Source organism: Halalkalicoccus sp. CGA53 (genome assembly GCF_036429475.1).
GTDB classification, from domain to species: domain Archaea; phylum Halobacteriota; class Halobacteria; order Halobacteriales; family Halalkalicoccaceae; genus Natronorarus; species Natronorarus salvus.
In genome coordinates, this window is record NZ_CP144125.1 from 258,910 (window position 1) to 284,583 (window position 25,674).

Here is a 25,674-nt window from a genome sequence, read left to right on the forward strand (position 1 = left end):
CTCCACAACGGCTCTACAGCAGACTCGACCCCGGCTGGCCACGTCACTACCCAGGCTATTCCCGTGGCGAGCGCGACTCCGGTCCCAACCACGAGGTTCGATCGAACCCCGACGTAGTCCACCGTCGAGTACCGTCCGTCCTGGTGGTGTAGGCCGCGACGACCGCGCGCCGGTACCGACGCGCAGCACGAACAGTGCCGTCCGGGTTGATCCGACTCGGGCCGCCGATCAGATCCCCGAGGGTTTCGACGCCGACGACCTGCTGGCTCGGCACGAAGGCGAGGAGCGGGCCGCCGTTCGCGAACGAATAGAGGGAGGGAACGACGATCGGGCCTTAGAACGGGAGATCGGTTTGCGTCGCCCCCGGCGGTGACGTGTGCGAGTCCGACGCGGCGACGAGTGCGCCGACGACGATACAGCCCCGCCCACGTCGGGAGGTCGGCTCTAACGCCGATCGGGAGGTGATCGTATCCAATGGGGGACGACCGGATGTACCGTATACGGATATATCAAAACCGCTTCCGGTCGCGGTCCAGAGATTGAGCGTTTGGAGTTCTACAAACCACTAGTTGGCTAACAGGTCCACCAGTCAGAGATTTCCTTGTAAACCAAAATTGACGTACCCCTCAGAAATATGGAAGAAAGGAGTTTACAGAAAGAAGGCAGAAATCCTATCTTGTTCAAGCCCTTAATGATAGATCCCGACAATTTCTTGCTCGTTACCCTCCATTACTTTACATGTATCGTTCGATCCTCGTCGCTACCGATGGGAGCCCTGATGCTACTCAAGCCCTCGATCAGGCGATCCAGATCGCAAGCAAATTCGACGCCGAACTCCACGCGGTGTATGTCATCGATACACGCCGTGCCAGCACTGCTGCTACGAAAGATTCACTCCATGATCTCGGTGAACAAGCGATCAGATCCGCTAAAAAACGCGCGGCGCAGTGTGACGTGTCTCTGACCACAATGATTACCGAAGGAATACCAGCGGAGGAGATCCTTGCATACGCCGAGGACTATTCTATTGACCTTATCATCCTCGGAGCCAAGGGAAAGTCGGGTTTAGAGCGGTTTTTCTTCGGTACCGTTGCCGAACGTGTCGCGCGCCACGCGGATACCTCGGTACTTGTCGCCCGTCGGTGAAGCGAGCAAACTCAAACGCCCCAAAAAATGACGATTCCAGCAGTGGTTACGACAGTAAGGATCAGCTGGAGAGGGGCACCAACGCGGAAGAAATCCGTGAACTTGTATCCACCAGGTCCGTAAACCATCAGATTCGTCTGGTACCCGATGGGCGAGAGCATCGACGTGCTCGCGCCGAACGTCACCGCAAGGACGAACGCGAAGACGTTCGCGTCGATCTGAATCGCTGCATCGACGGCGACAGGGATCATCAGCACGACGCTCGCGTTGTTACTGATCAATTCCGTGATGAGTGCCGTCGCGAGGTAGAACAGCCCGAGAACGAGGACTGCCGAGAGCCCGGCGGAGGCGATGACGATCACCGAAGCGAGCCATGCCGCCGCTCCGGTCTGTTCCATCGCGATACCCAGGGGGATGAGCCCGGCCAGGAGGAAGATCACGTTCCAATCGACCGAATCGTACACCTCGGTGGGACGAACACAGCCCGTCGCGACCATCGCCACCATCCCACCGAGAGCGGTCACCATGATCGGGAACACCTCGAACGCCGCCAAACCGATGACCCCAACGATTATCCCGAGAGCGATTGGAATCTTCGATGATCGAAAATCGGGACGCGTAACCTCTTGTGCGACGACAAAACTACGATCAGCGTTCAGACGATTGACCGTCTGATCCGTTGCTTGGAGGAGTAGTGTGTCTCCGGGTCGGAGCGGTCGGTCGTCCATGCGCGCGTGAATGATTTCACCGCCACGGCGGATCGCGAGGACGGTCGCGTCGTAGCGATGGCGGAAGTTCAACGTCTCTAGCGTCTCTCCGATGATATTCGTATCCGGTGTGATGATCACCTCGACCAGTCGCTGGGTACCCCGCTCGTCACGGCGGTCGAGTCTCACCTCCAAGTGGTCGTCGGTAACGTCAGCATCGGGCGCGAGAGCGAGTCCTTCGACGTTGAGGAGACCTACCAAACTCTCGCGACCCGTTCGGATGACGAGGATATCGTCCGGTTGAACTGTTTTTTGAGCGAGTGGTTCGGTGAACGTCTGGTCGTCGCGGACGAGCTGTACGATATCCGCCTCGAGTTCGAGTTCTTCGAGGCACTCGTGGACGGTCATTCCCGCGAGTGGTGAGCCTTCGCGGACGACCACTTCGGTGAGGTAGTTCGCCATCTCGAACTCCTCCGTGAGTTGCTCTTCGACGTGGACGCGCTCTGGAATCAGGTGACGGCCGATGAGGAGGATGTAGAGACAGCCCGTAACGAGGACGAGGAAGCCGAGCTGTGTGAACTCGAACATTGTGAACGGGCGGTCGATGAGACGAGCGGAAACATCGCTGGCGAGGATGTTCGTCGAGGTGCCGATCAGCGTGAGCATCCCTCCGAGCATCGACGCGAACGAGACGGGAATGAGGAACTTCGACGGTGAGACGCCCGTCCGCTGGGAGATGTCGTTCACCATCGGGATCATCAGGGCGACGACCGGCGTATTGTTGATGAAGCCAGCCGTCCCTCCCGAGAGGCCGACGACCGCAGCAAGTTGTTTCAGCGGGCTATCGCCGAACTGCTCGGCGATTTTCGATCCGAGGATGCTGATCAGCCCGGTTCGTCGAATCCCGTCGCTCAGGATGAACATCGCTAGGACAGTGATGGTGGCGGAGCTGGAGAATCCGGAGACGCCATCGGAGGGACTGATCTGCGTCCACGGTTCGAGGACGATCAGCGTGACGAGGATTGCGACCGCTGTGACGTCGATTGGGATTGGTTCAGTGACGAAGAGAACCAGTGCTACTGCGATAATTCCGAAGACGACGAGGATTTCGGTGGTAAGTGGCGGAAGTTCACCGGTTGTTTGAAGGATAAGAAATATTGACATAGGGCGTTGACCTCGTATTATACTCCAACTCTCCGGAGGGGTTTATCCTTATCTATGAATAATATACCTGTATTTTTGCTCCATGCACAAGAAATCAGTCCGGTAACTGATTCTCCTTATAAACAACAAGTAGGCATCACTAACAGAAAGGGTTAGATCTCTGCGCGGTCACGGGGAACCCGCGGAGACGAGGCGACCCGGATCGGTGACGCTGTCGGCTACGAGCGGTTCCTCCCGACGGATTCGACGTACAGGCGTGCGATCTCGGCGATCCCGTCCTCGATTTCGTACCCGAGGTCCGATCTGGCTGCCGAGACGTCGAGGTGCTGTGCCGACCAGCGAAGCGGTGGACCGTCATCGACCGTGACCTCCGCACCTTGGACCACCTCCCTCACTGCCTCGGCCGCCTCACTCACGGTTCGGTACTCACCCCGGAGGTTGTAGACGGGCTGTGTGAGATCGTCCTCGTCCGCCCCGACGGCGGCGGCGAACCCGCTCGCGGCGTCCCGAACCGAGAGCCAGCTGATCGCGCCGTCGGCGGGCGAGACGGTGACTGCTTCGCCCCGCGTCGGCTTCTCGAACAGCTCAGCGAACTCGACGGCGTGACCAGCTCCGGGTCCGAAGACACCCGTTGGACGCAGCGCTACGACCGAGAGGTCGTGCTCCGCTTCGTACTCCCGACCCAGTCGCTCGGAGAAGAGCTTCGCCGCCGCGTACGCGCTCTCGGGCTGGAGCAGCGAGTCCTCCGAGACCTGTTCCGCCACGTACGCAGAATCCGGGGCGTAGACCGTCTCGCTGGAGGCGAGGGCGACTCTCTCGACCCCGGTTCTCCGGGCTGCTTCGAGCACGCTCCGCGGGCCGCCCGCGTTCACCGCCGCGCGCTCGCCGGACGATTGAGCGGAGCCGAGGACCGCCGCGAGGTGGGCGATTCGATCGACCTCGCGATCCTCGATCGCTCGTTCGAGCGCGGCCGTATCGGTCACGTCGCCGCGGACGGCGGTGGGATCTCCGCCGGCCGGTTCGTCGGACGGATCGGTGTCGAACGCGATCGGATCGTGTCCCTCCCGTTTCAACCGCTCGCAGAGCTCCGATCCGACGAACCCGGTTCCGCCGGTGACGAGTACGCGCATGGCCGAGTTGAGTGAGGTATCGAGATAAACCCACGCGAGCGAAGCCGGCCACCCTCGCGGCTTCACGCAGGGTTTTGTCGGTGGCCGACCCACCGCCGTCGTGAGCAGGGCTGAGTCGGCTACCGGAGTACCACACGAGACGACGGTCGTCGTCGGCCTCGTGAGCGGCTCGCACGTGATCAACCACACCTACCTCGTGCTCTTTCCACCGATCCTGGGCGTCCTCGCCGTGGAGTTCGACGTCGGTCTCGCCGCGCTCGGCGTCGCGATGGGCGTCCAGGCGTTCGTCAACACCGCCTTTCAGCTCCCGTTCGGCTACCTGGCCGATACCTACGACCGGACGCTCGCGCTGGAGCTCTGTCTCGGCCTCGGCGCGCTCGGCGCGTTCGTCCTCGCACTCGCGCCCACCTTCGAGTGGCTGCTCGTCGGCCAGGCGATTTTGGGGGTGGGAATCGCCGGCCACCACCCCGCACACTTCCCGCTGATCGCTGACTCGACGCCCGAACGGCTCCGGGGCCGTGCGTTCAGCGTCCACGGGTTCGCGGGGAACGTCGGCTTCGGCGCCGCACCCCTGCTCATCGTCGCGGTGATGGGACTGGGCTACTCCTGGCGGATCGCCTTCGCGCTGCTCGGGGCACTCGGCCTCGCCTACGCCCTGCTCGCGTTCGTCGTCCTCACCCGGTTCGTCGATCGCTCGATCAGGGTTCCGGAGCGTGGTGCTTCACGGGAGGGGTCACCCGTTCAGCGCGTCCGCAGCGGGATCCGGGCGGTGTTCGAGGCGCCGGGCATCCTCGCGCTCGGGCTGTTCGCGCTCGTCGGCTCGACCGCCGGCTGGGGGATCACCTCGTTCGTCGTCACCCTCCTGGAGGAGGGCTACGGCGTCGCGCCGAACGTCGCGAGCCTCACCCTCTCTGCGATGTTCGGTGCGGGTGCGATCCTGATGCTCGCCGGCGGCGACCTCTCGGATCGGTTCTCCCCCGGCCCGGTGATCGTCGGGAGCTACGGGCTGCTCGTCGTCTTCGTTCTCACCCTCTCCTCGCTCGCGGTCTCGCCACTGGTGGCGATCGTCGCGGCGATCCTCGCCGGGAGCGTCACGAGCCTCGCGATCCCCGCCCGCGACACGCTTGCCGACGCCCTCTCGGGGCGGGCTGACCTCGGCCGGAACTTCGCGATCATCACCATCGGGATCATGATCGGCAGCACGATCGCCCCGCCGCTGTTCGGGTTCGTCATCGAGACCGCCGGGTTCAGGGCCGCGTTCACTTCGATTGCGGGCGTCGCGGGCCTCGCCGTGGTGATCACCGCGTGGATCGTCCGGACGTGGGGAGACGGGCACGGTTCGGAGAAGGCGGTCCCGAGCGACTAACGCGAGACGAGGAGGGCGACGAGGTAGATCGCGATCGCCGTGAGGACGATCGTCGCGCCCGTCGCGATCGACCACTGATACGAGAAGAGGATACCGAAGATCACCGAGAGCTCGCCGAACACCACGGAGAGCGCCATCCCCTGGGTGAACGAGTTCGTGAGCTGCATCGCCCCGGCGACCGGGACGACGAGCATCGCGGCGACGAGGATCGCCCCGAGGATCTGCATCGCCGCGACGATCACCAGCGCGGTGAGCACGATGAGCAGCGTGTCGTAGAACCAGACGTCGATCCGTGCGAGCCGTGCGGCCTCGCGGTCGAACGTGATGAACAGGAGCTGTTTGTGAGTGAGCCCGACCATCCCCAGCACGGCGAGCGTGAGCCCGACCATGAGCTGGACGTTCCCGAACGGGACGAAGAGGATGTCGCCGAAGAGATAGCTGTTGATCTCGCGGCCGAAGGCGATCCCGTAGGAGACGACGGCGATCCCGAGCGCGAACCCGCCGGTGAGCATGATCGCGATCGGCACGTCGGCGTGGGAGTCGGTGTGGACCGAGATGTACTGGATACCGAGTGCCGCGATCGCGGCGACGACGAGCGCGGTGAACAGGGGAAACGATCCCCACTCGACGAACGAGCCGAGGAAGATCCCGATCGCGACGCCCGCGAACGCGGTGTGTGCGAGCGCCTCCCCGATCAGCGCCATCTGTCGGTTGACGAGATAGGTACCGACGATCGGCGCGGCGATCCCGATGAGTAGCCCCGTGGTGAACCCGCGCTGGAGGAAGCCGCTGCAGACGAGCCAGCTCCCGACCGCGCTACACGTCGCCCCCCAGAACGCCTCGTAGAGCGTCGGGAAGACGCCGTAGATGAACGCGTAGAGCCCGATAGCGGCGAGCGGCACCCCGGCGACGACTCCGACGAGTCGACGACGCGAACCGGCGAGGTTCGTGAGGGACGCTCGGACGGTCATGAGCGCTGTCTCTGCAGGGCGGGTCGACCCTCCCTCTCCCCGAAGCCGTACGCCTGGGCGAGCGCGTCGCTCTCGGCGAACGCCTCGGGGCTGCCGTGGTGGAGCAGCTCGCGGTTGATACAGACGACGGTGTCGACGTGTTCGGTGACGACGCCGATGTCGTGTTCGATCAGGACGATCGTGATCCCGCGGTCGTTCAGTTCGTTCAGGAGATCGTAGAACCGATCACGGGAGTCGGCGTCGATACCGACCGTCGGTTCGTCGAGCGCGAGCAGGTCGGCCTCGCCAGCGAGCGCCCGGGCGATGTACGCCCGCTGTCTCTGTCCTCCCGAGAGGCGGTTGATCCGACGGTCGGCGAGGTCGGCGATCCCGACGCGGTCGAGGGCGTCGTCGACGATCTCCCTGTCCTCGGTGCCCAGTCGGCGCAGGCCGACGTGCGGGTACCGACCCATCGTCACGACCTCTCGAACCGTGATCGGCATCGTCTGGTCCGCCTGTGTCGACGTCTGCGAGACGTAGCCCAGGCGTTCACCCTCCCTGAACTCGCTCGCCGACTCCCCGAACAGCCGAACCGTCCCCGAGTCCGGCCGTCGCAGGCCGAGCAAGAGCTTGAGCAGCGTCGTCTTCCCCGAGCCGTTCGGGCCGATCAGCCCGACGAACTCCCCCTCGGAGACGGTCAGGCTGACGTCCTCGACGACCGGCTGTTCCTCGTAGGCGAACGTGACGCCATCTGCCTCGATTACATTCATGCTCTCTCAACGAATCGTTCGATGCGTCTACCTAGGGGTTTCACGGGTAACAACCCTTCCGGTCGTACCGGGTCGCTCCGACCACAGGTCTCACTCCACCTCGAGGGCGAGTTCGAGGGTCTCGAGGTTGATCTCGCGCTGGTGCTCGAGGTAGCCCCACTCCTCGTCCATCTCCTCGGTCACGCCTTCGATCGGCGACAGCGGCAGGACCTCCGTACCCGTCTCCTCGGCGAGCGACTCGGCGAGGTTCGTCGGCTCCAGCATGTCGTAGAGGATGTACTTGACGCCGTGTTCCTCGACGAGCCGTTCGACCTCCTCCAGCTCGGCGGCCGACGCCTCGTCGTCGGGCGAGATGCCGACCGGCGAGTAGATGTCGAAGCCGTACTCGTCCCACCACCACTGAAACGAATCGTGGCTCCCGATGATGATCTGGTCCTGCTGTCGCTGATCCGCGAGCTCCTGGAACTCCCCGTGGACCGCGTCGAGTTCGTCGATGAAAGCCTCCGCGTTCTCCTCGTAGGCCTCCTGGTTGTCGGAGTCGAGTTCCACCAGCCCGTCGAGGACGTTCTCGGCGCCGTCACGCATGATGCGCGGGTTCATCCAGAAGTGCTCGTCGTTCTCCTCGGCGGGGCTGTCGATGAACGTGATCCCGTCGGAGATCTCGATGACGAGTATCTCCTCGTCGTCTTCGAGTTCGTCGGCCGCGTCGTCCTGCCAGCTCGAGAACCCTCGCGTGTAGACGAAGGCGTCGGCGCTCTCGATCCGTTCGACGATCCCGGGATCCGGGTCCCAGTCGTGGCCGTGCTCGCCGGCTGGAACGAGGTCCTCGAGGGCCACGTGGTCGCCCGCGATCTGCTGTGTGACGTCGTACGGCATGAAGAACGACGCTGCGACGGAGTACTCGCCGCCGTCATCACCGCTCCCGCTCGGGTTGTCGTTCCCGTCGAGACAGCCCGCGAGCGCCGCTCCGAAGAGCCCACCGCCCGCGGACAGCACCTGTCGTCGTGAGAGACCGCCGTCGGTGTCCATTACCTGTTTTAGACTAGTCTAATATTAGTATTTTGCGCCTCTCCTTCTCGAGTCGATCGAAGCCCGACGCCCGTCTCCGCACGCCGGAAACAGGGAACCGGTCGGGCCCGGTTCTCGATCTCCGACTCGGCTCACGTCGCCTCCGCGAGCGCGGTGACGCGGACGTGTCGGGCGACTTCCTCGGGGAGGGAGACGCTCTCCCGGTGGCCCTCGGCCCGGGCGGTCACCATCCCGAATGGGGCGACCTCCTCGATCTCGAGTTCCGTGCCCGGGTCGACCCCGTGGTCGGAGAGGTACTCCAGTACCGCTGGATCGTGGTCGCTGACCTCCTCGACCCGCACCACGGTGCCCTCCTCGAACTCCGAGAGCGCGGTCGCGGGCCGGCGCTCGGGCGGCTCGAGATCGGCGTTCGGGATCGGCGCGCCGTGCGGGTCGACGGTCGGGTCGGCGAGCGCCGCGGCGACCCGGGCCTCGAACTCCTCCGAGATGTGGTGTTCGAGACGGTCGGCTTCGTCGTGGACCTCCTCCCAGGAGTAGTCGAGGTGTTCGGTGAGGTAGGCCTCGAGCAGTCGGTGGTGGCGGATCACTTCGAGCGCGACACGCTCGCCGTCGGAGGTGAGCGTCACCCCCTTGTACTTCTCCCGGTCGACCAGCCCCCGCTCTTCGAGCTTGTCGAGCATGCTCGTTACCGTCGGCGAGGTCACCCCGACGTGGTCTGCGATCTCCGACGTCCGGATCCGCTGGCCGCCGTCGCGCTCGGATTGAAGGGTGTATATCGCCTTCAGGTAGTCCTCCATGACGGCGCTCAGCATCATGAGTGGTTTAGATGGTTCTAAACCCTAAATCTATCGGGGGCGTCGCCGTCGAGAAGGTGTCTGAAGTACAACAGTAATCGGCTGCGGAGAACGCTCTTGTACCGTTCGGTCGAACGACCCGTCGGGGAGGTACACGGTGCTACCGGTCGGAGGTCGGGCACGGGGCCTCCGGTCCCCACGATGTCTCGAACGGAGAAGGGACACGCACAGAGGTATCTCGAGAGCGGTGTGGCTGCGGGGAGTAAGCCCCCTTCTGTTTTCGTACCCGGCATTCGGCTGAGCGCCCGCGTCCGCGTCCGGGCTACCTGTGGACGCGGGCTTGCACCGGCGAGGGTGGCCGTTCCATCCGTTCGCTCCCGTTCGTTCGCGGCTCACGCCGCTCGCATGAACGCGACATTCGATCGCGCTTCCCTCGGCGGGTTAACTCCCTCCCCTCTCGGGTCGGTTCGCACGCCTCATCGGTCGGGGAGCGGGGTCTCGTCTCTGTTCCAGAGCCGGCGGTCTCCCGCCCCGGGCTTGCGCCCGGTCGCCTGCCCGGACGGTGGGGGGACTTTCCTCATGTGCGTGGTCCGCCGGCACGAGCGTGCCCGCCTGCACGAGCGTGCCTACCGGCACGGCACACGGGGACCGGGCTCCCGCTGCCGGTCGGTGTAGACACCGCTCGCACCTAACTCTTCGCGTCTGACGATCGGACGCAAAGGGAAGCGTTGAAGTCCGATCCGTACCTTCCCCGGTGCATGTCCGAGGCACAGGGTGTCACCCTCTCGTTCGAGGACGGCGCGCGGGCCGTCGAACTGGCGCGGGAGGCCATCGAAGGCTACGTTCTCCACGGCCAGCGCGAACAGCCCGGGAGCATGCGCGAGGCGTTCTACCAGCGAACCGGTGCGCTCGTCCGGATCGAGTCGACCCGCGGACCGGGGGCGCTCCGCGGCTGTTCCGGGCAGTACCACAGCTCGGATCAGCTGGGTCACGTCATCGTCGACGCGGCGATCACCGCCGCGAGCGACGACTCCTGCGGGTCGGAGGTACGCGGCGCCGAACTCGACAACGTCGTCGTCTCCACCTGCATCGTCCGGAACGTGGTCCTCACCGACGACCCGCTGGCCGACCTCGAACTCGGCCGCCACGGCGTCGCCGTCGACGCCGGTGGAACGGGCGGCTGGCTCTACCCCACCATCCCGGTCGAGAACGGCTGGTCGAAAGAGGAGTACCTCACCCGGACCTGCCGGAAGGCACGGCTCTCGCCGCTCGCCTGGCAGGACGAGGACACCGTCGTCACGCTCTTCGAGGGCGAGGTCTTCCGCGAGCGGAGCCCCCGCGGTCCCGTCGAACACCTCGGCTAGTACACCGCCGAACAGTCCTCGCGTAGCCGGGCGCGTGCGCCCTCCCAGTCCGTCTCTCGAACGACCTCCCCGTCGCGGAGCAGCGGCTCGAACAGCGCCTCCCCGTCCTCCGGACCGTCCCTCCCCCTGAGCCCCACGTGGTGCCCGCCGTCGGCGGTACGATAGACCTCCTTCACGCCCGAGAGCTTCCCGCGTTTCGAGATCGCCTCCCCCGCTATCTCCACGATGTCGAGCGCGAAGTCGACCGGTGGGGCGTCCGTGATCGCCGAGCCGATCCCGAATCCGTCGACGACGTCCCTGATCTCCCGCATCGTCTCGGGAGTGATGCCGCCGCTCGCGAACAGCTCGACGTGCTCGAAGCCACGCGAGTCGAGTTCCCACCTAACCTCGCGGAGGATGTGTCTGAAGTCGCCACGACGCGACCCGGTCGTGTCGATTCGCACCCCCGAGAGCCGGTCGCCGAGCGCCTCCGCCGCACGCAGCGTCTCGTCGGCCTCGTCGGTGAACGTATCACAGAGCGCGATCCTCGGTACCGACTCCCCGACCGCCTCGTCGAAGGCGAGCCAGGCCGCCTCCTGTTCACCCCGGCCGAAACAGAGCACGAGCGCGTGTGGCATCGTCCCGGACGCCTCGTGACCGAGCAGTTCGCCCGCCGCGACGTGCGAAATGCCGTCGAGTCCGGCGATCAGCGCCGACCGCTCGACGACCGCCGCGAGCGCCGGGTGGACGTGACGCGCGCCGAAGCTCAGGACGGTGGCGTCGGGGGCCGCCCGACGGACCGAGAGCGCGCCCGTGGCGAAGGCGCTCGCCTGCGAGAGGAAGCCGAGCAGCGAGGTCTCGAACCGGGCGAACTCGAGGTAGCGGCCCTCGATCCGGAGCACCGGCCCCCCGTCGAAGAGCGTTCCTTCGGGGATGGCGTCCACGTCGAGGTCGCGGTCTGCGAACAGCGCCGTGACGTCCGGCAGGCCACAGAGCACCTCGAACTCACCCGTTGGAAACTGGTCGGCGGTCACCTCCGCGACGACGTGCGGGTTCTTCCCCGCGTGTTCGAGGGTCGTCTCGGTCCGGAGGAAGTACGCGTCCGTCGCCCGCCCGTCGAGGATCGCCTCGTCGGGGACGGTGTCGAACGGCTGGTCCATACCCCGGGTTCGGCGCGGAACCGCTTGTAGGCACCCGTTCGACCGGTGCGGTTATCGCCCCGTCCTCCGACCTCCCACCATGCGATTCGTGCTCGTCGCGGGGGCGACCGAAACCGCGGGGATAGCGGGGATCAGCGCCGCGGGAGCCACCCGAGAGGCGATGGTCCACACCCCGAGCGCCGACGCCGAGATCCTCGTCTACGGCACGCCGGTCTCCTCGTCGCTCGTTCCGGTGAGCCCGACCGGCTGTCCCACCCCGGCGGCGATCACCCGCGCGGTCCGGGAGTCGGTCGACTTCCCCGTCACCGTCCTCGACGCCGGTCTCGCCCGACCGACCGCGGCCCCCACCGTCGTGCTCGCCGGCCAGCCGGGCGGCGACGTCCGCGATCCCCTCCCCGTGCCGAACGCGGCCGAGGTGTTCGAGACCGCCCGGACGCTCGGCGAGGGGCTCCCGGACGATCGGATCGTGATCGGCGAGACGATTCCGGGTGGGACGACGACCGCTCTGGGGGCCCTCACGGCGCTCGGCGAGCGCGAGGTCGTCTCCTCCTCGCTCGCCGAGAACCCGCTCTCGCTGAAACGCGAGGTCGTCGAGGATGGACTGACTGCGAGCGACCTCGAACGTGGCGAGTGCGCGGATGATCCGATCCGTGCGGTCGAACGGATGGGCGATCCCGTCCTGGCGGGGGTCGCCGGGCTCGCCGTCGGTGCGCTCGACTCCGGCACCGGGGTGACGCTCGGTGGCGGCACACAGATGGTCGCCGCAGCGGCGCTCGTCCGCCACGCCGGGATCGAGTCCTCGCTGTCGCTCGCGACCACCTCGTTCGTCGCGACGGACGTTGACCTCGATCCGGTGGTCGAGAGCCTCGACCTCTTGCTGTCGGTCACGGACCCCGAGTTCGCCACAGCGAACCACGAGTCGATGGCGCGCTACGTCGCGGGCGAGGCGAAAGAGGGCGTCGGGATGGGCGGCGCGCTCGCCGAGTACGCCGACTCCGGGGACGCGGTCCCCGAACTTCACGACCGGATCGTCGCGGTCTACGATCGGCTCCTCCGGTGAGTTAGGTAGCTCCGGGCCCGAGAGCAGACGTGTCGACCCTGATCTACGGCGCGACCGGCTACACGGGAGAGCTGATCGCTCGCGAGATGACGGACCGCGGTCGTCGGCCCACGATCGCCGGTCGGGACCGCGAGGGAGTGACGAAGATCGCTACGGAGCTCGACTGTCCCTCCGAGGTCGTCTCGCTCGACGAGCCGATACGGCTCCGGGACGCGCTCGCCGTTCACGACGTCGTCCTCCACTGCGCCGGGCCGTTCGTCCACACCGCCGAGGCGATGGTCGAGGCGTGTCTCGACGCCGGGACCCACTACCTCGACGTAACGGGGGAGATACCGGTCTTCGAGCGCCTCGCCGACCGCGACGAGGTCGCTCGTGACGCGGGCGTAACGCTGCTTCCGGGCGTCGGCTTCGACGTCGTTCCGACCGACTGTCTCGCCCGCTCGCTCGCCGATCGGTGTGCGGAGCCACGCGAACTCCGGCTTGCGGTCGACACCTCCGGACGGCTCTCGCGCGGGACGCTCCGTACGGCGATCGAGGGCCTCGGGACCGGAGCGCTCGTCAGGCGCGACGGACGGCTGGTCAACGTCCCGATCGGCTGGGGGACGCGTCGGGTGTCCTTCGACGGTGACGAGCGGATCGTGACGACCGTCCCGCTCGGCGACCTCTCGACGGCGTATCGCAGTACGGGGATCGAGACCATCGAAACCGCGGTGACGATCCCGAACTGGGCGCGACTCGGGCTCTCGATCGCGCGCCACGCGGAGGCGCTTCTGTCCTCGGAACCGGTCCGCAGCGGTGCTCGCCGACTGATCGAGGCGTTCCCCGAGGGACCGAGCGAAGACGAACGCGAGCGCGAATCGACGCGGATCCACGGCGAGGTCGTCGAGGGGGAGCGAAGCGTCTCCGGCCTCCTCTCGGCGCCGGAGCTGTACTCGACGACCGTCCGGACGGCGATCGCTGCCGTCGAGGGGACACTCGACGGGGTGGAGCCGGGGTTTCTGACGCCAGCGACGGCGTTCGGACCCGAGTTCGTGGACGGGATCGAGCGAATCGAGTGGGTGAGAGAGCCGGAGGAGACAATATGACGCGCGTCATACGACGGTGCAGATGGAGTCGTGGACGCGGGACGTGGCGAGCGGGCTCGTCGTGCTCGTTCCGCTACTGGTGACGTTGTACGCGGTGTTCTGGCTGTTCTCGGTCATCGCGAGCCTCCCGCTCGTCGGGGTGATCGAGCCGCCGCTCCTCCGCGTCGCCGTCACGATCACGCTCTTCCTCCTCGCCATCGTCCTAGTGGGTGCCGGGACGCGAACGGCCGGTGGCGCGCTCGCGAGCGCCGAACTCGACGCGTGGATGAACCGCATCCCGATCGTCCGCGTCGTCTACAACGCCTCGAAGCTCGCGGTCGAGACCGCGGTCACCGAGAACGCCCAGCCGAAGGAGCCGGTCCGCGTCGAGACGTGGAACGGCCTGCGGATGACGGCGTTCTCGACGGGGAAGACGACCGAGGACGGCCGGCTGATCTGCTTCCTCCCGACCGCGCCGAACATAACCAGCGGCTACGTGATCGAGGTCGACCCGGCCGACGTCCACCCGACCGGCGAGGGCGTCGAGACCGCGCTCACCCGGGTGATCAGCGCCGGCTTCGGCGAGCAGAACGACCGCTCGGTCGACATCCCGGTGACCGACGGGGAGGCCGGTCGGCGCCGCGACGCCAATTCCCACCCGGCAGGAACGGCCGAAGACTGATCACCGCTCGGCGGTCGCTTCGACGCTCCCGATCCCCTCGACCTCGGCGCGAACGCGGTCGCCCGGGCGGATCACGCCCGCACCGGGCGTGCCCGTGCTGATCAGGTCGCCCGGTTCGAGCGTCATCACCCGCGAGTGGAACGCGACGAGCTCGGGCGGCGAGAAGAGCATCCGGTCGACCGTGTTCTCCGCGATCACCTCCTCACCGACCTCGGTCTTCACCGAGATCGAGTCGAGGTCGACCTCGCCGACGACGATCCGATCACCCACGACGAGGAACGTGTCGTAGCTCTTCGCCCGGGTGAGGAATCGCGGGTTGCGCTCGAGGACGTCCTCGGCGGTCATGTCGATCACCGGGACGTAGCCTGCGACGACACCGTCGACCTCCGATTCGTCGACGTTCCGACAGCGGCGGCCGATCACGACGCCGAGTTCGGCCTCGGCGGTCACTCGCTCGGACTCGGATTCCGGGGGGAGTCGGATCGGCCCGCCGGGTCCAACGAGCGCCGTCGCCGGTTTCATGAAGCTCGCCGGTTCGTCCGGGCGAACCTCGTCGAGGTCCGCCGCGTGATCCGCGTAGTTGAGCCCGATCCCCCAGAGCTTCCCGAACCGGGAAAGCGGCGCACCGAAGGAGATGCCCTCCTCGGTGACTCTCGATGCGGTCGCGTCGTCCACCGACGGGAGGTCGTCGGCCGCCGCCCGTGAAAGCGCCTCGCGGACGCTCTCGAGACCGGGGTCGGCCGCCGAGAGCGGAACGAACCCCTCGGTATCGCCGAGCAGCGGGCGTCCCTCGGCACTCCGGGCGAGAAACGTCATTCCCGGTCGGTCCAGAAGTCGAACGATCGGCCGGGCGCGAAGACGTCCAGCCCGACCGCGCGTTCGGTACCCGTGTTCTCGACGCGGTGGCCCTCCCAGGACTCCAGCCAGACCGAGTCGTACTGCCCGAGGGTTACCTCGTCGTCCTCGGTGACGACGGTGAGCTCGCCCTCCAGGCAGAGACAGACCTGTTCGTTCTCGTGGTCGTGCATCGGGGAGCTGTGTCCCGGCGGTTTCTCGAACCACTCGAAGGCGAACGCGTCGCTTCCGGCCATCGAGACCCGCCGCCAGCCCTCGTCCGGCTCGTACGTCTCCGCCTCGTCGAAGCTCACTTCCTTCATAGGTTCGACGCCCCGCTGCCGCCGTCGATCGGGACCGCCACGCCGTTGATGAATCCGGAGTTGGGCGAGGAGAGGAAGGCGACGGTGTCGCCGAGCTCCATCGGGTCGCCGATCCGCTCCACCGGGATCCCCTCGCCCCAGCCCGCAAGCCCCTCCTCGTAGGTGTCGTAGTCGCCACGCTCGACCGCCTGCTCGACGAGTTCCTGAATCCTCGACGTCTCGTGCGGTCCCGGCAGCACCGCGTTCGCGCGCACCTCGGGCGCAAGTTCGGTCGAGAGCGTCTTCTCTAACCCTATTACGCTCATCCGCACCGCGTTCGAGAGGACGAGGCTGTCGATCGCCTCCTTCACGCTCCGGGAGGTGATCGTCACGATCGTGCCGCCGTCGCCCGCCCTGAGGTGTTCTTCGGCCTCGTGGACCAGTCGGACGACGCTCATCACGAGCAGGTCGTAGGCGTGGTACCACTCTTCTTCCGCTATATCGAGGAACTGGCCGCTCGGGGGGCCGCCCGCGCTGGTGACGAGGTGGTCGAGGCCACCGAACTCGGAGACGGTCGTTTCGACCATCGCTTCGATGTCCGCCGGCTCGGTCAGGTCGCCCGGCTGGGCGACGACCTCGCCGGTCGCGACCGATTCGATCTCCTCGACCGCCTCCGCGAGACGCTCCTCGTCCCGGCCGTTCACGACGACGTTCGCGCCCTCTCTCGCGAGCGCGGTCGCCGACGCCTTTCCGAGCCCGCTCGACGAGGCGGTCACGAGCGCCGCGTTCCCCGCTATCTGTAGGTCCATGTCGTCCGTACGCGCGCCCGGAACCGGCAAAAGGGTTCCCGTGGCGGAAACGTCTGCAACGGAGCGTTCGCCCGGAGTGGAACTCTACGGATCGGTACGAAATTGAGGAGTAAGACGAAAAACGATCGACTTTATCCATATATACGGAACTATCCGGGGTAGAATCCGCGAGAGGTGAAACGTATTTACAGTTAGAGGGTACAACGTGGGTATGCTCGCGACCCGATCGTCCGGAGCCGATCCGATCGAGCCAGACACGACGCTCTCCTGTCCCTCCTGTCGCTTCGAGGGCGAGCGCTACCGCGACTGGGCGCCGACGTTCGACGGCGGGCGCGTCGCCTACGCCTGCCCGGACTGCGCCGACCTCGTCGCCGGTCGCGCCCGTCGACTGACCGACGGCGGGGACCGGTAGTCGACGCCGGTTTTATACCGCTGGCGAGCGCGCCTCGCGTATGACCAGCCTGCTCGACGACGAGAGCGCGGAGATGATCGCGACGACCTGTCGGACCACCGTCGGCGACAGTTGCCGGTCGGTCACCTACTTCACCCGTGACGACTACGACCAGCTCTACCTCAGAGAGGACCTCGAACAGGACGCCGACCTCACGAGCTTCATCGGCAACGAGTGGCGCGGCTTCCAGATCACCCAGGACGCGTATCGGGGATCGGAACTCGGCGCCTACGAGTACACGATTCGGAGCTTCGAGCGGGGGTATCTGGTGCGTGTGACGACCGACCGGGAGGGGGTGTTCGTCACCACCGACGGGATCAGCATGCAGGACTTCGAGGCGCTGGCGGCTGCACTGAAGTCGGTGCTCCGCTGACTACAGCCCCACCGCGTCGCCGGTCTCGGACGAGCGGTAGATGGCCTCCATCACCCGCTGAACGGTCAGCGCCTCCTCGACCGTGTTCGACTCCGGAGCCGTTCCCTCCGCGACCGCATCCAGAAACAGCTTGTCCGAGCCACGCCAGCCGTCGGGCTCGAGACTCCCCTCGTGGGTACACTCGCGGTAGTGGTCGACGCCCTGCGAGCCCGTGTCGTAAATCGTCAGTTCGTCGCCACCGAGGGCGAGTCGCGCGCCGGCGTCGGTCCCCCTCACGAAGAACTCGTCCGTCTCCTCCCGTGTCGCCGCCCACGACACCTCCAGCGAGATCGTCTGACCGCCCGCACAGCGAACGAGCGCCGTCACCGAGTCCTCGACCTCGAACCCGCCGGTGCCGTCGCCCCAGCCGTCCGGGTCGACGTAGCCCTCGCGCGTGCCGAACTCGGCGCGGGTGACACCGAAGACGGACTCGACCTCGGGGTAGTCGAGCGAGTAAAGCGCGAAATCGATCGCGTGGACGCCGATGTCGACGAGCGCGCCGCCGCCGGCGAGTTCGCGGCTCGTGAACCAGGTCCCCAGTCCCGGAATCCCCCGACGGCGGACGTAGTTCGCCTCGACGTGCGTCACATCGCCGAAACGGCCCTCGGCCTGGTACTCCTTCAGCATCGCCGCCGCTCCGGAGAGCCGGTTGTGGAAGTTCACCGCACAGAACCCCTCGGCCTCGCGAGCGGCCCCGGCGATCCGCTCGGCGCTCTCGAGCGTGTGCGCGAGCGGTTTCTCACAGAACACGTCGAGGCCCATCTCCAGCGCCGGGACCACGGCCTCCTCGTGGAACGCGTTCGGCGTCGAGACCGTCACCGCGTCCAGCCCCTCGCTCCCGTACATCTCCGTCGCGCTCCCGTAGGTCGCCGCGTCGAACATCTCCGCGAACTCCCCCCTCGCGTCCTCCGCGACGTCGACGCCGGCGACGACCTCGTGGCCGAACTCCTCGGCGTTGCGCGCGTGTGTTGACCCCATGAATCCCAGACCGACGACGCCGACTCGCACTCGCTCTTCGTTCATATCACCTGAACTCGACAGCGAGTAAAATAGCTGTCCGTCCACGACCGACGGGGGTCGTTACCGGCCCTCGATTCGGCTCTCGTCCATCCTCGAGATCACGGGGGGGGAGGACCCCAACGGTCACCTGGTTCTCGCGGACCTCGCCGACCGACGCGTCGAGGGATCGGTCGTTCAGCAGGCCTCGGAGACCGCTCCAGCCATCGACCTCGAACGAAGCCCCTATTCCCGAGATACGATAAATACTATAAAGATCATGAGATGCAGGATGTGACAGTCGGCTAATCGAAACGGTGAGCGCCCGATGACGTCGGACCGTGCGGTCGACGAGCTAGTGATCGAGTCGACACACGAGGACTGCCCGTCGGTCGAGCGGAGCAGCGAGGAGGCGAGCGTGGCCGAACGCCTCCACGAACCCCTCCCGGCCGACGACGAGCGGTTCGGCTCCCTCTTCGGCACGGACCCCGGGTTCGACGAGCACGTCGTGAAGGAAAACCCGGAGGAGATCGTCCTCCTGCTCGTCGCGCTGCGCGGCTCGACACACGGTACGGAGCTCGTCTCCGACCTCACGCTGTGTTTCGACGCACGACGCAGCCCCGGCACGGTCTACCTCTGTCTTCACGGTCTGGAAGAAGAGGGGGTCCTCACCGTCTACAACTGCGTCCGAACGAAGGAGTACTCGATCGCCGATCCCGAACGCACCCGTGCCCGTCTCGGCGCACGGATGCGCCAGCAGCTACTCGGGCTCTGCTTCTCGGCCTGCCTCGGCCACCGGTTGATCGAGGACGCGGCGGGAACCGAGACGTCCGTCTTCTGAGCCGCTACCCGAGGCTGCCCTCCATCTCGAGTTCGATCAGCCTGTTCAGCTCGACGGCGTACTCGATCGGTAGCTCTTCGGTGATCGGCTCGATGAACCCCGAGACGATCATCTGTTTCGCGTCGTCGTCGTCGAGTCCTCTCGTTTGTAAGTAGAAGATGTCCTCGTCGCCGATCTTCCCCACCGTCGCCTCGTGCGCGACGTCGACCGTCGACTCGTTGATCTCCATGTACGGCATCGTGTCCGAGATCGACTCGTTGTCGAACATCAGCGCGTCACACTCCACCGCCGTCGACGAGTCGTGCGCGCCGTCGGCGATGTGGACCAACCCTCTGTAGTTCGTCCGACCGCCGTCCTTCGAGATGCTCTTCGACTCGATCGTCGAATTAGTACGAGGAGCGTTGTGGTAGACTTTCGCCCCCGTGTCGATGTCCTGACCCTCGCCCGCGAACGCGATCGAGATGTGGTTCGCCGACGCTCCGCGACCCTTGAGAATCGAACACGGGTAGAGCATCGTCGCTTTCGAGCCCATGCTTCCAGAGACCCACTCCATCCGCCCGCCGCGGTCGACGATCGCTCGCTTCGTGTTCAGGTTGAACGTGTTCTTCGACCAGTTCTGCACCGTCGAGTACTGCACGTGGGCGTCCTCACCCACAAAGACCTCGACACCGCCCGAGTGCAGGTTGATCACGTTGTACTTCGGCGCCGAACACCCCTCGATGTAGTGGACTTCCGAGCCCTCTTCAGCCACTATCAACGTGTGTTCGAACTGGCCCATCCCTTCGGAGTTCATCCGGAAGTACGCCTGAACGGGCATCTCCACCGTCACCCCCTCGGGCACGTAGACGAACGAGCCACCACTCCACACGGCGCCGTGCAGCGCGGCGAACTTGTTGTCGCTCGGTGGGACGCACGTCGTCATGAAGTACTCCTTGACGATCTCGGGGTGGTCTTGCACCGCTTGATCCATGTTCATGAAGACCACGCCCTTGTCCTCCCACTGCTCTTTCATGTTCTGGTAGACGATCTCGGACTCGTACTGCGCGCCTACCCCGGAGAGGGATTTGCGCTCTGCCTCGGGGATGCCGAGTTTCTCGAACGTGTCTTTGATCTCGTCGGGGACCTCCTCCCAGGAGTCGACGCCGCCACGGGTTTCGACGTCGGGGCGGATGTACGGGACGATCTCCGAGACGTCCAGCTCCGAGAGGTCGGGCTGGCCGGGCCAGTCGGTCGGCATCGGCATCCGCTGGTAGTGTTTCAACGCGCGCAGACGCCGCTCGAGCATCCACTCCGGTTCCTCCTTGTCTTCGCTGATCAGCCGGACGACCTCCTCGGTCAGCCCCTTCTCCGAGCGGAACGCCGATCGCTCCTCGTTCTTGTGATCGAAGCGCTCCTGGTTCTTCGTGAGTTCTTCTGAGCTCATCGGTCTATCTACACGCGCCTAGGGAACACGGACCTATGAACCTATGGCCGCCGCACCGACGAAGTAACCGGTTTCGGTTTCTTCTCGCCGGTGACGTGCCCGTCCGTACCGTCGATCGGTGACGGAACCGTGAAGTGTCGGGAGGGGAACGGGTAGACGCATGCGCCCCGGAGAGGTGGCCGACCGCGTTCGCACGGGCGGTCGAGCGGCGCTCTCCGGGGCCTACTACCGCGTCCAGGCGCTGAACTACCGCTACGAACTCCTCGCGCCGAAGAAACGTGCCGGAACGTCGGCGTACCGGAGCTACGACCTCGCGGACTCGCACGGCGACGACCCCCTGTTGACCGCGCTCCTCTCGCGGATCGCAGCCGGGGAGGTCGTCGTGGACGTGGGTGCGAACACCGGTGGGTACGCGCTCGCGGTCGCCACGGTCGAACCCTCCGCGCGGGTGATCGCGATCGAACCCGATCCGGCGATCGTGGACCGGCTCCGCCGGAACGTCGCGCTGAACGAGGTCGGAGATCGGGTGAGCGTCCTCCCGGTCGCTGCGGGTGCCGAGGCGGGCGAGAGGTCGTTCTACCGATCGACGTACCCCCAGCTCGGTTCGCTCGACCGGTTCAACGCCGAGCGGTGGGGTGCACGGATCGCGGAGGTCGTCTCGGTCCCGGTCGAACCGCTGGACGCGCTCCTCGCGGCCGGCCGCATCGCCCCGCCCGATCACCTGAAGGTCGACGTTGAAGGGACCGGTCACGAGGTGCTCGCCGGGGCGAGCGGAGTCCTCGACGACCACCGTCCGATCGTCTACGTCGAGCCGCACGCCTCCGGTCCGGACGAGACCGACGGAGGCGGTGTGCCCGCGACCCGGATGCGGACGCTCCTCGACGAGCGCGAGTACCGGGTCCGGTCGGTCGGCGACGGCTTGCTCTGTACCCCCCGGAGTGAACGGCGATGAGCGACCTCCGGGTGCGCTCGATCCGCTCGCTTCGGCTCCGGTGGGGGCTCCTCGCGCTCGCGACCACGGGGGGGATCGCGGCGGTCTACGTCGGGATCGCACCGTTTCTCTCGGACGACCACGCCGGTCGCTGGCTGGTCGGCACGGGGGCGGTCCTCGCGGTCGAACTCGGGCTCCTCTGGTACTTCATCCCGCGAAACCACGGCGACGGGGAGGCCCTCGCACCCTCGTTCGGGCCGGCCACGCTCGTCACACTCCTCAGGGGGGTGTTCGTCGCCTGTCTCGCCGGTTTCCTGCTCGTGCCGTGGCTCGAGGGCCCACTCGCCTGGGCTCCGGTCTCCCTCTACGCGGCCGCGGCCACGCTCGACGCCGTCGACGGCGCGCTCGCCCGGGCGACCGACCGGGCGACGGTTCTCGGCGCGCGCCTCGACACCGAGATCGACGCGCTCGGGGTTCTGCTCGCGGTCTCGCTCGCGGTCGGCTACGGCCAGCTCCCGCTCCCCTTCCTCGCGATCGGATTCGCCCGCTACGTCTTCGTCGTCGGGTCGTGGTTCCGCCGGCTGCGAGGGCTCCCGGTCTACGACCTCCCGTCCCGGCGGATCGGCCGAACGCTCGCGGGCCTCCAGATGGCCGTCCTCGCCGTGGCGCTCCTGCCCGTGGTTTCGCCGTCGGTCGCGACGCTCCTCGCCACGCTCGTCGCGGTCCCGTTCCTCGCGGGCTTTCTCCGCGACTGGCTTCACCACGCCGGTCACCTGGGCCGTGCGGAACACCGATGAGGGACTCGGCCGTAGGAGGGGGTGTGTCCCGGAGGCTGCTTCGATTCGTCGGGCCGGGAGAGATCGAGATCGACACCGAACCGATCCCGACACCCGACCCGGGGGAAGTCCTCGTCGAGACGGCCTGCTCCGGGATCAGCCCCGGCACCGAACTCATGCTCTTTCGCGGCGAGGCTCCGACCGACCTCCCGGCGGACGAGACGATCGCCGCGCTCTCCGGGGACCTCTCGTACCCGACCACCTACGGCTACGCCTGCGTCGGCCGCGTGAGCGAGGTCGGAGGGGGGGTCGCGGAGGAGTGGCTCGACCGCCGAGTCTTCGCCTTCCAGCCCCACGCGAGTCACTTCACCGCCTCGCCCGACGAGCTCGTCCCGATCGGGGACTACTCCCCCGATCGGGCAACGCTCCTCCCCCACGTCGAGACGGCGCTCTCGATCTGTATGGACGCCAGGCCGACGATCGGCGAACGAGCGGGGGTGTTCGGCCAGGGGCTGATCGGCCTGCTCACGACGCAGATGCTCGCTGCCCACCCGCTCGCCGAACTCTCGACGGTCGACGGCTCCGAGGACCGACGCGAGCGTTCGCTCGCGCTCGGCGCCGATCGCTCGGTCGGCTCTGAAGAACTCCTCTCGGAACTCGACTGTGCGATCGAGCTCTCCGGGAACCCCGCGGCACTCGACTCGGCGATCGGCGCGACGGGCTACGGTGGACGGGTGATCGTCGGCTCGTGGTACGGCGCAAAGCGCGTGGACCTCGACCTCGGCGGGCGGTTCCACCGCAGCCGGATCTCGATCGAGTCGAGTCAGGTGAGCACCATCGCCCCCCGTCTCCGGGGACGGTGGGACACCGACCGCCGGCTCTCGATCGCGACGGCGTGGCTCTCGCGGGTCGATCCCGACACGTTTCTCACCCACCAGTTCTCCGTGGAGGAGGCGACCGAGGCCTTCCGACTGCTCGACCGACGCGAGGCCGTCGGGGTGGTCCTCACCTACTGATTTTTCACGCTCCCGTCCCTTCCCTCGTCATGTACGCCGTCGCCGTCGAGACGGAGTTCGTCGCACAGCACTTCCTCACGGTGCCCGACTGCGACCCCGAGAACGAGCGCCACTCTCACCACTACGGACTCGACGTCGCCTTCGAGGGGAGCGAACTCGACGACCGCGGCTACCTACTCGACATCGAGTGGATCGAAGAGGAGCTAGAGCGGATCGAGTCGCGCTACCGCGACGAGACGCTCAACGACCTCCCCGAGTTCGAGGGGCTCAACCCGAGCGTCGAGCACTTCTCGCGGGTCGTCGCCGAGTCGGTCGCCGAGTCGATCCCGACCGGCCGACTGGACGCGATCACCGTCACCGTGAGCGAGGACGACGTCGCCCGAGCGGCCTACACGCACTCTCCCTGATGCGGATCGGTTTCGTGATCTACGGCGACATCGACGCCAGATCGGGTGGGTTCCTCTACGACCGCGAGATAGTCGACCGGTTCAGAGCGCGCGGCGAGTGCGAGGTGCTCTCGCTGCCCTGGCGGGAAACGGCGTCGAGAGCGCTCGCGGACGACCTCCGGTCGCTGCTTCGCGACCGGGACGAGGAGTTCGACGTCTTCCTCCAGGACGAACTCGCCCACCGCTCGCTCTCGCTTTCGAACCGCTGGCTCGACACCCCGACGGTCGCGCTCGTCCACATGCTCCGCTGGCCGACGTGTTCGGGAGCGAACCGACGCCTCGCGCGGTCGGTCGAACGGCGATATCTCGCCAGCGTGAACGGCTTCGTCTTCAACAGCCGAGCCACGAGAAGAGCAGTCGAGAGCGTAACCGACCCATCGCCGAGCGTCGTCGCCTATCCGGCGGGCGATCGGTTCGGCGTCGAAACCGACGCCGAGACGGTCCGCTCCAGAGCGATCGAGGGCCCACTCCGGGTGGTCTTCCTCGGGAACGTGATCCGGAGGAAGGGGCTCGATACGCTCCTCGAGGCTCTGGCGAGACTGGAACCACCGTGGCGGCTGACCGTCGTCGGCGACCTCGGGGCGGAACCCGGCTACACCCACGATATCCGCGACCTGATCGGACGGCTCGGGATCCGGGACAGCGTCGCACTCGCCGGGGGTATCTCGGACGAAGCGCTCGCCGACGTGCTCCGCGAGAACCACGTCATCGCTCTCCCCTCGCGCTACGAACCGTTCGGGATCGCGCTGCTCGAGGGGATGTCCGCGGGACTGGTACCGCTCGCGACGACCGCCGGTGGGCCGCCGGAGTTCGTCAGCCACGGCGAGAGCGGACTGCTCGTCCAGCCCGGAAGTCCGGAAACGATCGCGATGGCGCTGGAGGCGCTCGCCGCCGACCGCGAACGGCTCGCGACGATGGGCGTCGCCGCCCGCGAACGCGCGGCGCGTCACCCGTCGTGGGACGAGACCGCCGACCGGGTCCACGGCCTGCTCCGACGGGTGATCCGATGACCGAGTTCTCCCACGAGCGCTACCTGCGCGCGAAGCGGACGGTCGACGACCGCGCGATCGACCGCCGGACGTTCGACCGACTTCGGGGTGCGCTATCCGGGAGAGAGAGCCTCTCGATCGTCGAGATCGGCTGCGGGATCGGCACGGGGTTCACGCGACTCGTCGACTGGGGGCTCTTTCCCGCCGGGTCGGTGGTGGAGTACGTGGGCGTCGATCGGCGACCGGGAACGGTCGCCCGGGCGCACAGACACGTCACGTCGTGGGCGGAGGGTGCCGGCCACGAGGTCCGGACCGACGAGGATCGTCAGGTGGTCGGGACCGACGAACGCTCGTTCTCGGTCCGGTTCCTCGCGGACGACGCCCGTTCCGTCCTCGACGAGGCGACCGATGTCGACCTGCTCGTGGGACAGGCGATCTTCGACCTGCTCGACCTCGAGCGTGCGCTCTCGGCCTGCCGGTCGGCGCTCCGTTCGGGTGGACTGCTCTACGCCCCGATCACGTTCGACGGCCTGACGGCGTTCGAACCGGCGCACCCGCTCGACGAGCGGCTACTGAAGAGATACCACGCGAGCATGGACGAGCGTACCGGCCACAGCGAGACCGGGAGACGGCTGCTGACGGCGCTACCCACGTCGGGAATGGAGCTCCTCGCCGCGGGCGGCTCCGACTGGATCGTCTTCCCTCCCTATTCGGCCGACGAGGCGTACTTCCTCGCCCACCTCACGGAGTTCGTCCGACGCGAACTCGTCGACGCCGATCCGAACCCGGAGGTCGAGCGGTGGGTAGAGACGCGTCGCTCGCAGATCGAGCGCGAGGAACTGGTCCTCGTCGCGCACAACCTCGACGTGCTCGGGCGCGTTCGTTAATCCGCGTGCCGCGGCGGCTCCTCACAGCTCTCCAGGCCGATCTCGACGAGCTGACTGAGTACCTCGCTCTCGGTGAGACCGTGCCGTCTCGCGAGCGACCCCACCCGTCCCGCGACCTCGTCCTCGCAGACGAGGCGGTACCGTTTCGCCATTACGTACTACTCGGTCCGCGAGGTCTTAACCGTATGGCAGACGG

The 25,674-nt window shown here is 66.7% G+C and carries 28 protein-coding genes and 1 other RNA gene; 15 read left to right on the forward strand and 14 right to left on the reverse strand.

Features of this window, described 5'->3' with window-relative positions; all coding sequences use genetic code 11:
- The first annotated feature begins 738 nt into the window (after window positions 1-738).
- Window positions 739-1,146 carry a universal stress protein gene (locus V2L32_RS02545; RefSeq protein WP_331234868.1) on the forward strand — a complete coding sequence of 136 codons (408 nt, stop codon included), beginning with the start codon at window positions 739-741 and terminating at the stop codon, window positions 1,144-1,146.
- A gap of 11 nt (window positions 1,147-1,157) precedes the next feature.
- On the opposite strand, the gene V2L32_RS02550 is transcribed toward V2L32_RS02545, so the two are convergent.
- Both V2L32_RS02550 and V2L32_RS02555 read right to left on the reverse strand, forming a co-directional pair.
- Window positions 1,158-3,017, reverse strand: coding sequence for an SLC13 family permease (locus V2L32_RS02550; protein WP_331234869.1), 1,860 nt, complete (start codon window positions 3,015-3,017; stop codon window positions 1,158-1,160).
- Window positions 3,018-3,235: 218 nt separating this feature from the next.
- Window positions 3,236-4,147, reverse strand: a complete 912-nt coding sequence (locus V2L32_RS02555) for an NAD-dependent epimerase/dehydratase family protein (RefSeq protein WP_331234871.1) — start codon at window positions 4,145-4,147, stop codon at window positions 3,236-3,238.
- A gap of 100 nt (window positions 4,148-4,247) precedes the next feature.
- Between V2L32_RS02555 and V2L32_RS02560 the strand changes: the two genes are divergently transcribed.
- A complete protein-coding gene (locus V2L32_RS02560) occupies window positions 4,248-5,513 on the forward strand; it encodes an MFS transporter (RefSeq protein ID WP_331234872.1) in 1,266 nt (421 codons plus the stop codon).
- On the opposite strand, the gene V2L32_RS02565 is transcribed toward V2L32_RS02560, so the two are convergent.
- From V2L32_RS02565 to rnpB, 5 genes are all read right to left on the reverse strand, one after another.
- Complete coding sequence (locus V2L32_RS02565) at window positions 5,510-6,484, reverse strand: metal ABC transporter permease (RefSeq protein ID WP_331234873.1); 975 nt, start codon at window positions 6,482-6,484, stop codon at window positions 5,510-5,512. The genes V2L32_RS02560 and V2L32_RS02565 overlap by 4 nt on opposite strands.
- Entirely contained in the window at window positions 6,481-7,233 is a 753-nt protein-coding gene (locus V2L32_RS02570) for a metal ABC transporter ATP-binding protein (RefSeq protein WP_331234874.1), read from the reverse strand. The genes V2L32_RS02565 and V2L32_RS02570 overlap by 4 nt, the downstream gene beginning before the upstream one ends.
- Before the next feature lie 90 nt (window positions 7,234-7,323).
- Window positions 7,324-8,262: a metal ABC transporter substrate-binding protein gene (locus V2L32_RS02575; RefSeq protein ID WP_331234875.1), complete on the reverse strand. Its 939-nt coding sequence runs from the start codon at window positions 8,260-8,262 to the stop codon at window positions 7,324-7,326.
- Window positions 8,263-8,393: 131 nt separating this feature from the next.
- Entirely contained in the window at window positions 8,394-9,077 is a 684-nt protein-coding gene (locus tag V2L32_RS02580; RefSeq protein WP_409348398.1) for a metal-dependent transcriptional regulator, read from the reverse strand.
- 230 nt (window positions 9,078-9,307) lie between these two features.
- Window positions 9,308-9,665, reverse strand: an RNA gene (gene rnpB, locus V2L32_RS02585) — RNase P RNA component.
- 149 nt (window positions 9,666-9,814) lie between these two features.
- Between rnpB and V2L32_RS02590 the strand changes: the two genes are divergently transcribed.
- Window positions 9,815-10,420, forward strand: coding sequence for a TIGR00296 family protein (locus V2L32_RS02590; RefSeq protein WP_331234876.1), 606 nt, complete (start codon window positions 9,815-9,817; stop codon window positions 10,418-10,420).
- Here V2L32_RS02590 and V2L32_RS02595 read toward each other — a convergent pair.
- Window positions 10,417-11,559, reverse strand: a complete 1,143-nt coding sequence (locus V2L32_RS02595; RefSeq protein WP_331234877.1) for a nicotinate phosphoribosyltransferase — start codon at window positions 11,557-11,559, stop codon at window positions 10,417-10,419. The two genes, V2L32_RS02590 and V2L32_RS02595, sit on opposite strands and share 4 nt — an antisense overlap.
- Before the next feature lie 79 nt (window positions 11,560-11,638).
- Here V2L32_RS02595 and cobT point away from each other — a divergent pair, with 79 nt between their 5' ends.
- Genes cobT through V2L32_RS02610 form a run of 3 tightly spaced genes read left to right on the forward strand, consistent with a single transcriptional unit; the run spans window position 11,639 to window position 14,365 of the window.
- Window positions 11,639-12,619: a nicotinate mononucleotide-dependent phosphoribosyltransferase CobT gene (gene cobT / locus V2L32_RS02600; protein ID WP_331234879.1), complete on the forward strand. Its 981-nt coding sequence runs from the start codon at window positions 11,639-11,641 to the stop codon at window positions 12,617-12,619.
- A 29-nt stretch (window positions 12,620-12,648) separates the two neighbouring features.
- Window positions 12,649-13,704, forward strand: a complete 1,056-nt coding sequence (locus V2L32_RS02605) for a saccharopine dehydrogenase family protein (protein WP_331234880.1) — start codon at window positions 12,649-12,651, stop codon at window positions 13,702-13,704.
- A 22-nt stretch (window positions 13,705-13,726) separates the two neighbouring features.
- A complete protein-coding gene (locus tag V2L32_RS02610; RefSeq protein ID WP_331234881.1) occupies window positions 13,727-14,365 on the forward strand; it encodes a DUF502 domain-containing protein in 639 nt (212 codons plus the stop codon).
- Here the strand turns inward: V2L32_RS02610 and V2L32_RS02615 are convergent, their stop codons facing one another.
- The 3 genes from V2L32_RS02615 to V2L32_RS02625 are packed head-to-tail and all read right to left on the reverse strand — an operon-like array spanning window position 14,366 to window position 16,310.
- On the reverse strand, window positions 14,366-15,181 hold the full coding sequence (locus V2L32_RS02615) for a fumarylacetoacetate hydrolase family protein (RefSeq protein WP_331234882.1): 816 nt from the start codon (window positions 15,179-15,181) through the stop codon (window positions 14,366-14,368).
- Window positions 15,178-15,522 carry a cupin domain-containing protein gene (locus tag V2L32_RS02620; protein WP_331234883.1) on the reverse strand — a complete coding sequence of 115 codons (345 nt, stop codon included), beginning with the start codon at window positions 15,520-15,522 and terminating at the stop codon, window positions 15,178-15,180. The genes V2L32_RS02615 and V2L32_RS02620 overlap by 4 nt, the downstream gene beginning before the upstream one ends.
- Entirely contained in the window at window positions 15,519-16,310 is a 792-nt protein-coding gene (locus V2L32_RS02625; protein WP_331234884.1) for an SDR family oxidoreductase, read from the reverse strand. Before V2L32_RS02625 ends, V2L32_RS02620 begins: the two co-directional genes overlap by 4 nt.
- Before the next feature lie 211 nt (window positions 16,311-16,521).
- Between V2L32_RS02625 and V2L32_RS02630 the strand changes: the two genes are divergently transcribed.
- Together V2L32_RS02630 and V2L32_RS02635 are read left to right on the forward strand one after the other, a co-directional pair.
- Entirely contained in the window at window positions 16,522-16,722 is a 201-nt protein-coding gene (locus V2L32_RS02630) for a hypothetical protein (RefSeq protein ID WP_331234885.1), read from the forward strand.
- A gap of 40 nt (window positions 16,723-16,762) precedes the next feature.
- Window positions 16,763-17,134 carry a DUF7522 family protein gene (locus V2L32_RS02635; protein WP_331234886.1) on the forward strand — a complete coding sequence of 124 codons (372 nt, stop codon included), beginning with the start codon at window positions 16,763-16,765 and terminating at the stop codon, window positions 17,132-17,134.
- Here V2L32_RS02635 and V2L32_RS02640 read toward each other — a convergent pair whose 3' ends face one another.
- The gene (locus V2L32_RS02640) at window positions 17,135-18,196 is read right to left on the reverse strand and encodes a Gfo/Idh/MocA family protein (protein WP_331234887.1); all 1,062 of its coding nucleotides are present in this window, start codon (window positions 18,194-18,196) and stop codon (window positions 17,135-17,137) included.
- A 301-nt stretch (window positions 18,197-18,497) separates the two neighbouring features.
- On the opposite strand from V2L32_RS02640, the gene V2L32_RS02645 reads away from it, so the two are divergent.
- Window positions 18,498-19,010 (forward strand): hypothetical protein, encoded by a 513-nt coding sequence (locus V2L32_RS02645; protein ID WP_331234888.1) that lies wholly within the window; start codon window positions 18,498-18,500, stop codon window positions 19,008-19,010.
- A 4-nt stretch (window positions 19,011-19,014) separates the two neighbouring features.
- Here the strand turns inward: V2L32_RS02645 and sufB are convergent, their stop codons facing one another.
- Entirely contained in the window at window positions 19,015-20,433 is a 1,419-nt protein-coding gene (gene sufB, locus V2L32_RS02650) for a Fe-S cluster assembly protein SufB (RefSeq protein WP_331234889.1), read from the reverse strand.
- A gap of 160 nt (window positions 20,434-20,593) precedes the next feature.
- Here sufB and V2L32_RS02655 point away from each other — a divergent pair, with 160 nt between their 5' ends.
- Genes V2L32_RS02655 through V2L32_RS02680 form a run of 6 tightly spaced genes read left to right on the forward strand, consistent with a single transcriptional unit; the run spans window position 20,594 to window position 25,478 of the window.
- The gene (locus V2L32_RS02655) at window positions 20,594-21,385 is read left to right on the forward strand and encodes an FkbM family methyltransferase (protein ID WP_331234890.1); all 792 of its coding nucleotides are present in this window, start codon (window positions 20,594-20,596) and stop codon (window positions 21,383-21,385) included.
- The gene (locus tag V2L32_RS02660) at window positions 21,382-22,161 is read left to right on the forward strand and encodes a CDP-alcohol phosphatidyltransferase family protein (RefSeq protein ID WP_331234892.1); all 780 of its coding nucleotides are present in this window, start codon (window positions 21,382-21,384) and stop codon (window positions 22,159-22,161) included. Before V2L32_RS02655 ends, V2L32_RS02660 begins: the two co-directional genes overlap by 4 nt.
- 23 nt (window positions 22,162-22,184) lie before the next feature.
- A complete protein-coding gene (locus V2L32_RS02665) occupies window positions 22,185-23,156 on the forward strand; it encodes a zinc-binding dehydrogenase (protein ID WP_331234893.1) in 972 nt (323 codons plus the stop codon).
- Between the two features lie 29 nt (window positions 23,157-23,185).
- Window positions 23,186-23,563 (forward strand): 6-pyruvoyl trahydropterin synthase family protein, encoded by a 378-nt coding sequence (locus V2L32_RS02670; RefSeq protein WP_331234895.1) that lies wholly within the window; start codon window positions 23,186-23,188, stop codon window positions 23,561-23,563.
- A complete protein-coding gene (locus tag V2L32_RS02675) occupies window positions 23,563-24,612 on the forward strand; it encodes a glycosyltransferase family 4 protein (protein ID WP_331234896.1) in 1,050 nt (349 codons plus the stop codon). Before V2L32_RS02670 ends, V2L32_RS02675 begins: the two co-directional genes overlap by 1 nt.
- Window positions 24,609-25,478, forward strand: coding sequence for a class I SAM-dependent methyltransferase (locus V2L32_RS02680; RefSeq protein WP_331234897.1), 870 nt, complete (start codon window positions 24,609-24,611; stop codon window positions 25,476-25,478). Before V2L32_RS02675 ends, V2L32_RS02680 begins: the two co-directional genes overlap by 4 nt.
- On the opposite strand, the gene V2L32_RS02685 is transcribed toward V2L32_RS02680, so the two are convergent.
- Complete coding sequence (locus V2L32_RS02685; RefSeq protein WP_331234898.1) at window positions 25,475-25,630, reverse strand: CopG family transcriptional regulator; 156 nt, start codon at window positions 25,628-25,630, stop codon at window positions 25,475-25,477. The two genes, V2L32_RS02680 and V2L32_RS02685, sit on opposite strands and share 4 nt — an antisense overlap.
- Between the last annotated feature and the right edge of the window lie 44 nt (window positions 25,631-25,674).

Coding starts and splice junctions, on each gene's coding strand:
- V2L32_RS02545 (WP_331234868.1), top strand. CDS start 739: ATGTATCGTTCGATCCTCGTCGCTACCGATGGGAGCCCTGATGCTACT.
- V2L32_RS02550 (WP_331234869.1), bottom strand. CDS start 3,017: ATGTCAATATTTCTTATCCTTCAAACAACCGGTGAACTTCCGCCACTT.
- V2L32_RS02555 (WP_331234871.1), bottom strand. CDS start 4,147: ATGCGCGTACTCGTCACCGGCGGAACCGGGTTCGTCGGATCGGAGCTC.
- V2L32_RS02565 (WP_331234873.1), bottom strand. CDS start 6,484: ATGACCGTCCGAGCGTCCCTCACGAACCTCGCCGGTTCGCGTCGTCGA.
- V2L32_RS02570 (WP_331234874.1), bottom strand. CDS start 7,233: ATGAATGTAATCGAGGCAGATGGCGTCACGTTCGCCTACGAGGAACAG.
- V2L32_RS02575 (WP_331234875.1), bottom strand. CDS start 8,262: ATGGACACCGACGGCGGTCTCTCACGACGACAGGTGCTGTCCGCGGGC.
- V2L32_RS02580 (WP_409348398.1), bottom strand. CDS start 9,077: ATGATGCTGAGCGCCGTCATGGAGGACTACCTGAAGGCGATATACACC.
- V2L32_RS02590 (WP_331234876.1), top strand. CDS start 9,815: ATGTCCGAGGCACAGGGTGTCACCCTCTCGTTCGAGGACGGCGCGCGG.
- V2L32_RS02595 (WP_331234877.1), bottom strand. CDS start 11,559: ATGGACCAGCCGTTCGACACCGTCCCCGACGAGGCGATCCTCGACGGG.
- cobT (WP_331234879.1), top strand. CDS start 11,639: ATGCGATTCGTGCTCGTCGCGGGGGCGACCGAAACCGCGGGGATAGCG.
- V2L32_RS02610 (WP_331234881.1), top strand. CDS start 13,727: ATGGAGTCGTGGACGCGGGACGTGGCGAGCGGGCTCGTCGTGCTCGTT.
- V2L32_RS02615 (WP_331234882.1), bottom strand. CDS start 15,181: ATGACGTTTCTCGCCCGGAGTGCCGAGGGACGCCCGCTGCTCGGCGAT.
- V2L32_RS02620 (WP_331234883.1), bottom strand. CDS start 15,522: ATGAAGGAAGTGAGCTTCGACGAGGCGGAGACGTACGAGCCGGACGAG.
- V2L32_RS02625 (WP_331234884.1), bottom strand. CDS start 16,310: ATGGACCTACAGATAGCGGGGAACGCGGCGCTCGTGACCGCCTCGTCG.
- V2L32_RS02630 (WP_331234885.1), top strand. CDS start 16,522: ATGCTCGCGACCCGATCGTCCGGAGCCGATCCGATCGAGCCAGACACG.
- V2L32_RS02635 (WP_331234886.1), top strand. CDS start 16,763: ATGACCAGCCTGCTCGACGACGAGAGCGCGGAGATGATCGCGACGACC.
- V2L32_RS02640 (WP_331234887.1), bottom strand. CDS start 18,196: ATGAACGAAGAGCGAGTGCGAGTCGGCGTCGTCGGTCTGGGATTCATG.
- V2L32_RS02645 (WP_331234888.1), top strand. CDS start 18,498: ATGACGTCGGACCGTGCGGTCGACGAGCTAGTGATCGAGTCGACACAC.
- sufB (WP_331234889.1), bottom strand. CDS start 20,433: ATGAGCTCAGAAGAACTCACGAAGAACCAGGAGCGCTTCGATCACAAG.
- V2L32_RS02655 (WP_331234890.1), top strand. CDS start 20,594: ATGCGCCCCGGAGAGGTGGCCGACCGCGTTCGCACGGGCGGTCGAGCG.
- V2L32_RS02660 (WP_331234892.1), top strand. CDS start 21,382: ATGAGCGACCTCCGGGTGCGCTCGATCCGCTCGCTTCGGCTCCGGTGG.
- V2L32_RS02670 (WP_331234895.1), top strand. CDS start 23,186: ATGTACGCCGTCGCCGTCGAGACGGAGTTCGTCGCACAGCACTTCCTC.
- V2L32_RS02675 (WP_331234896.1), top strand. CDS start 23,563: ATGCGGATCGGTTTCGTGATCTACGGCGACATCGACGCCAGATCGGGT.
- V2L32_RS02680 (WP_331234897.1), top strand. CDS start 24,609: ATGACCGAGTTCTCCCACGAGCGCTACCTGCGCGCGAAGCGGACGGTC.
- V2L32_RS02685 (WP_331234898.1), bottom strand. CDS start 25,630: ATGGCGAAACGGTACCGCCTCGTCTGCGAGGACGAGGTCGCGGGACGG.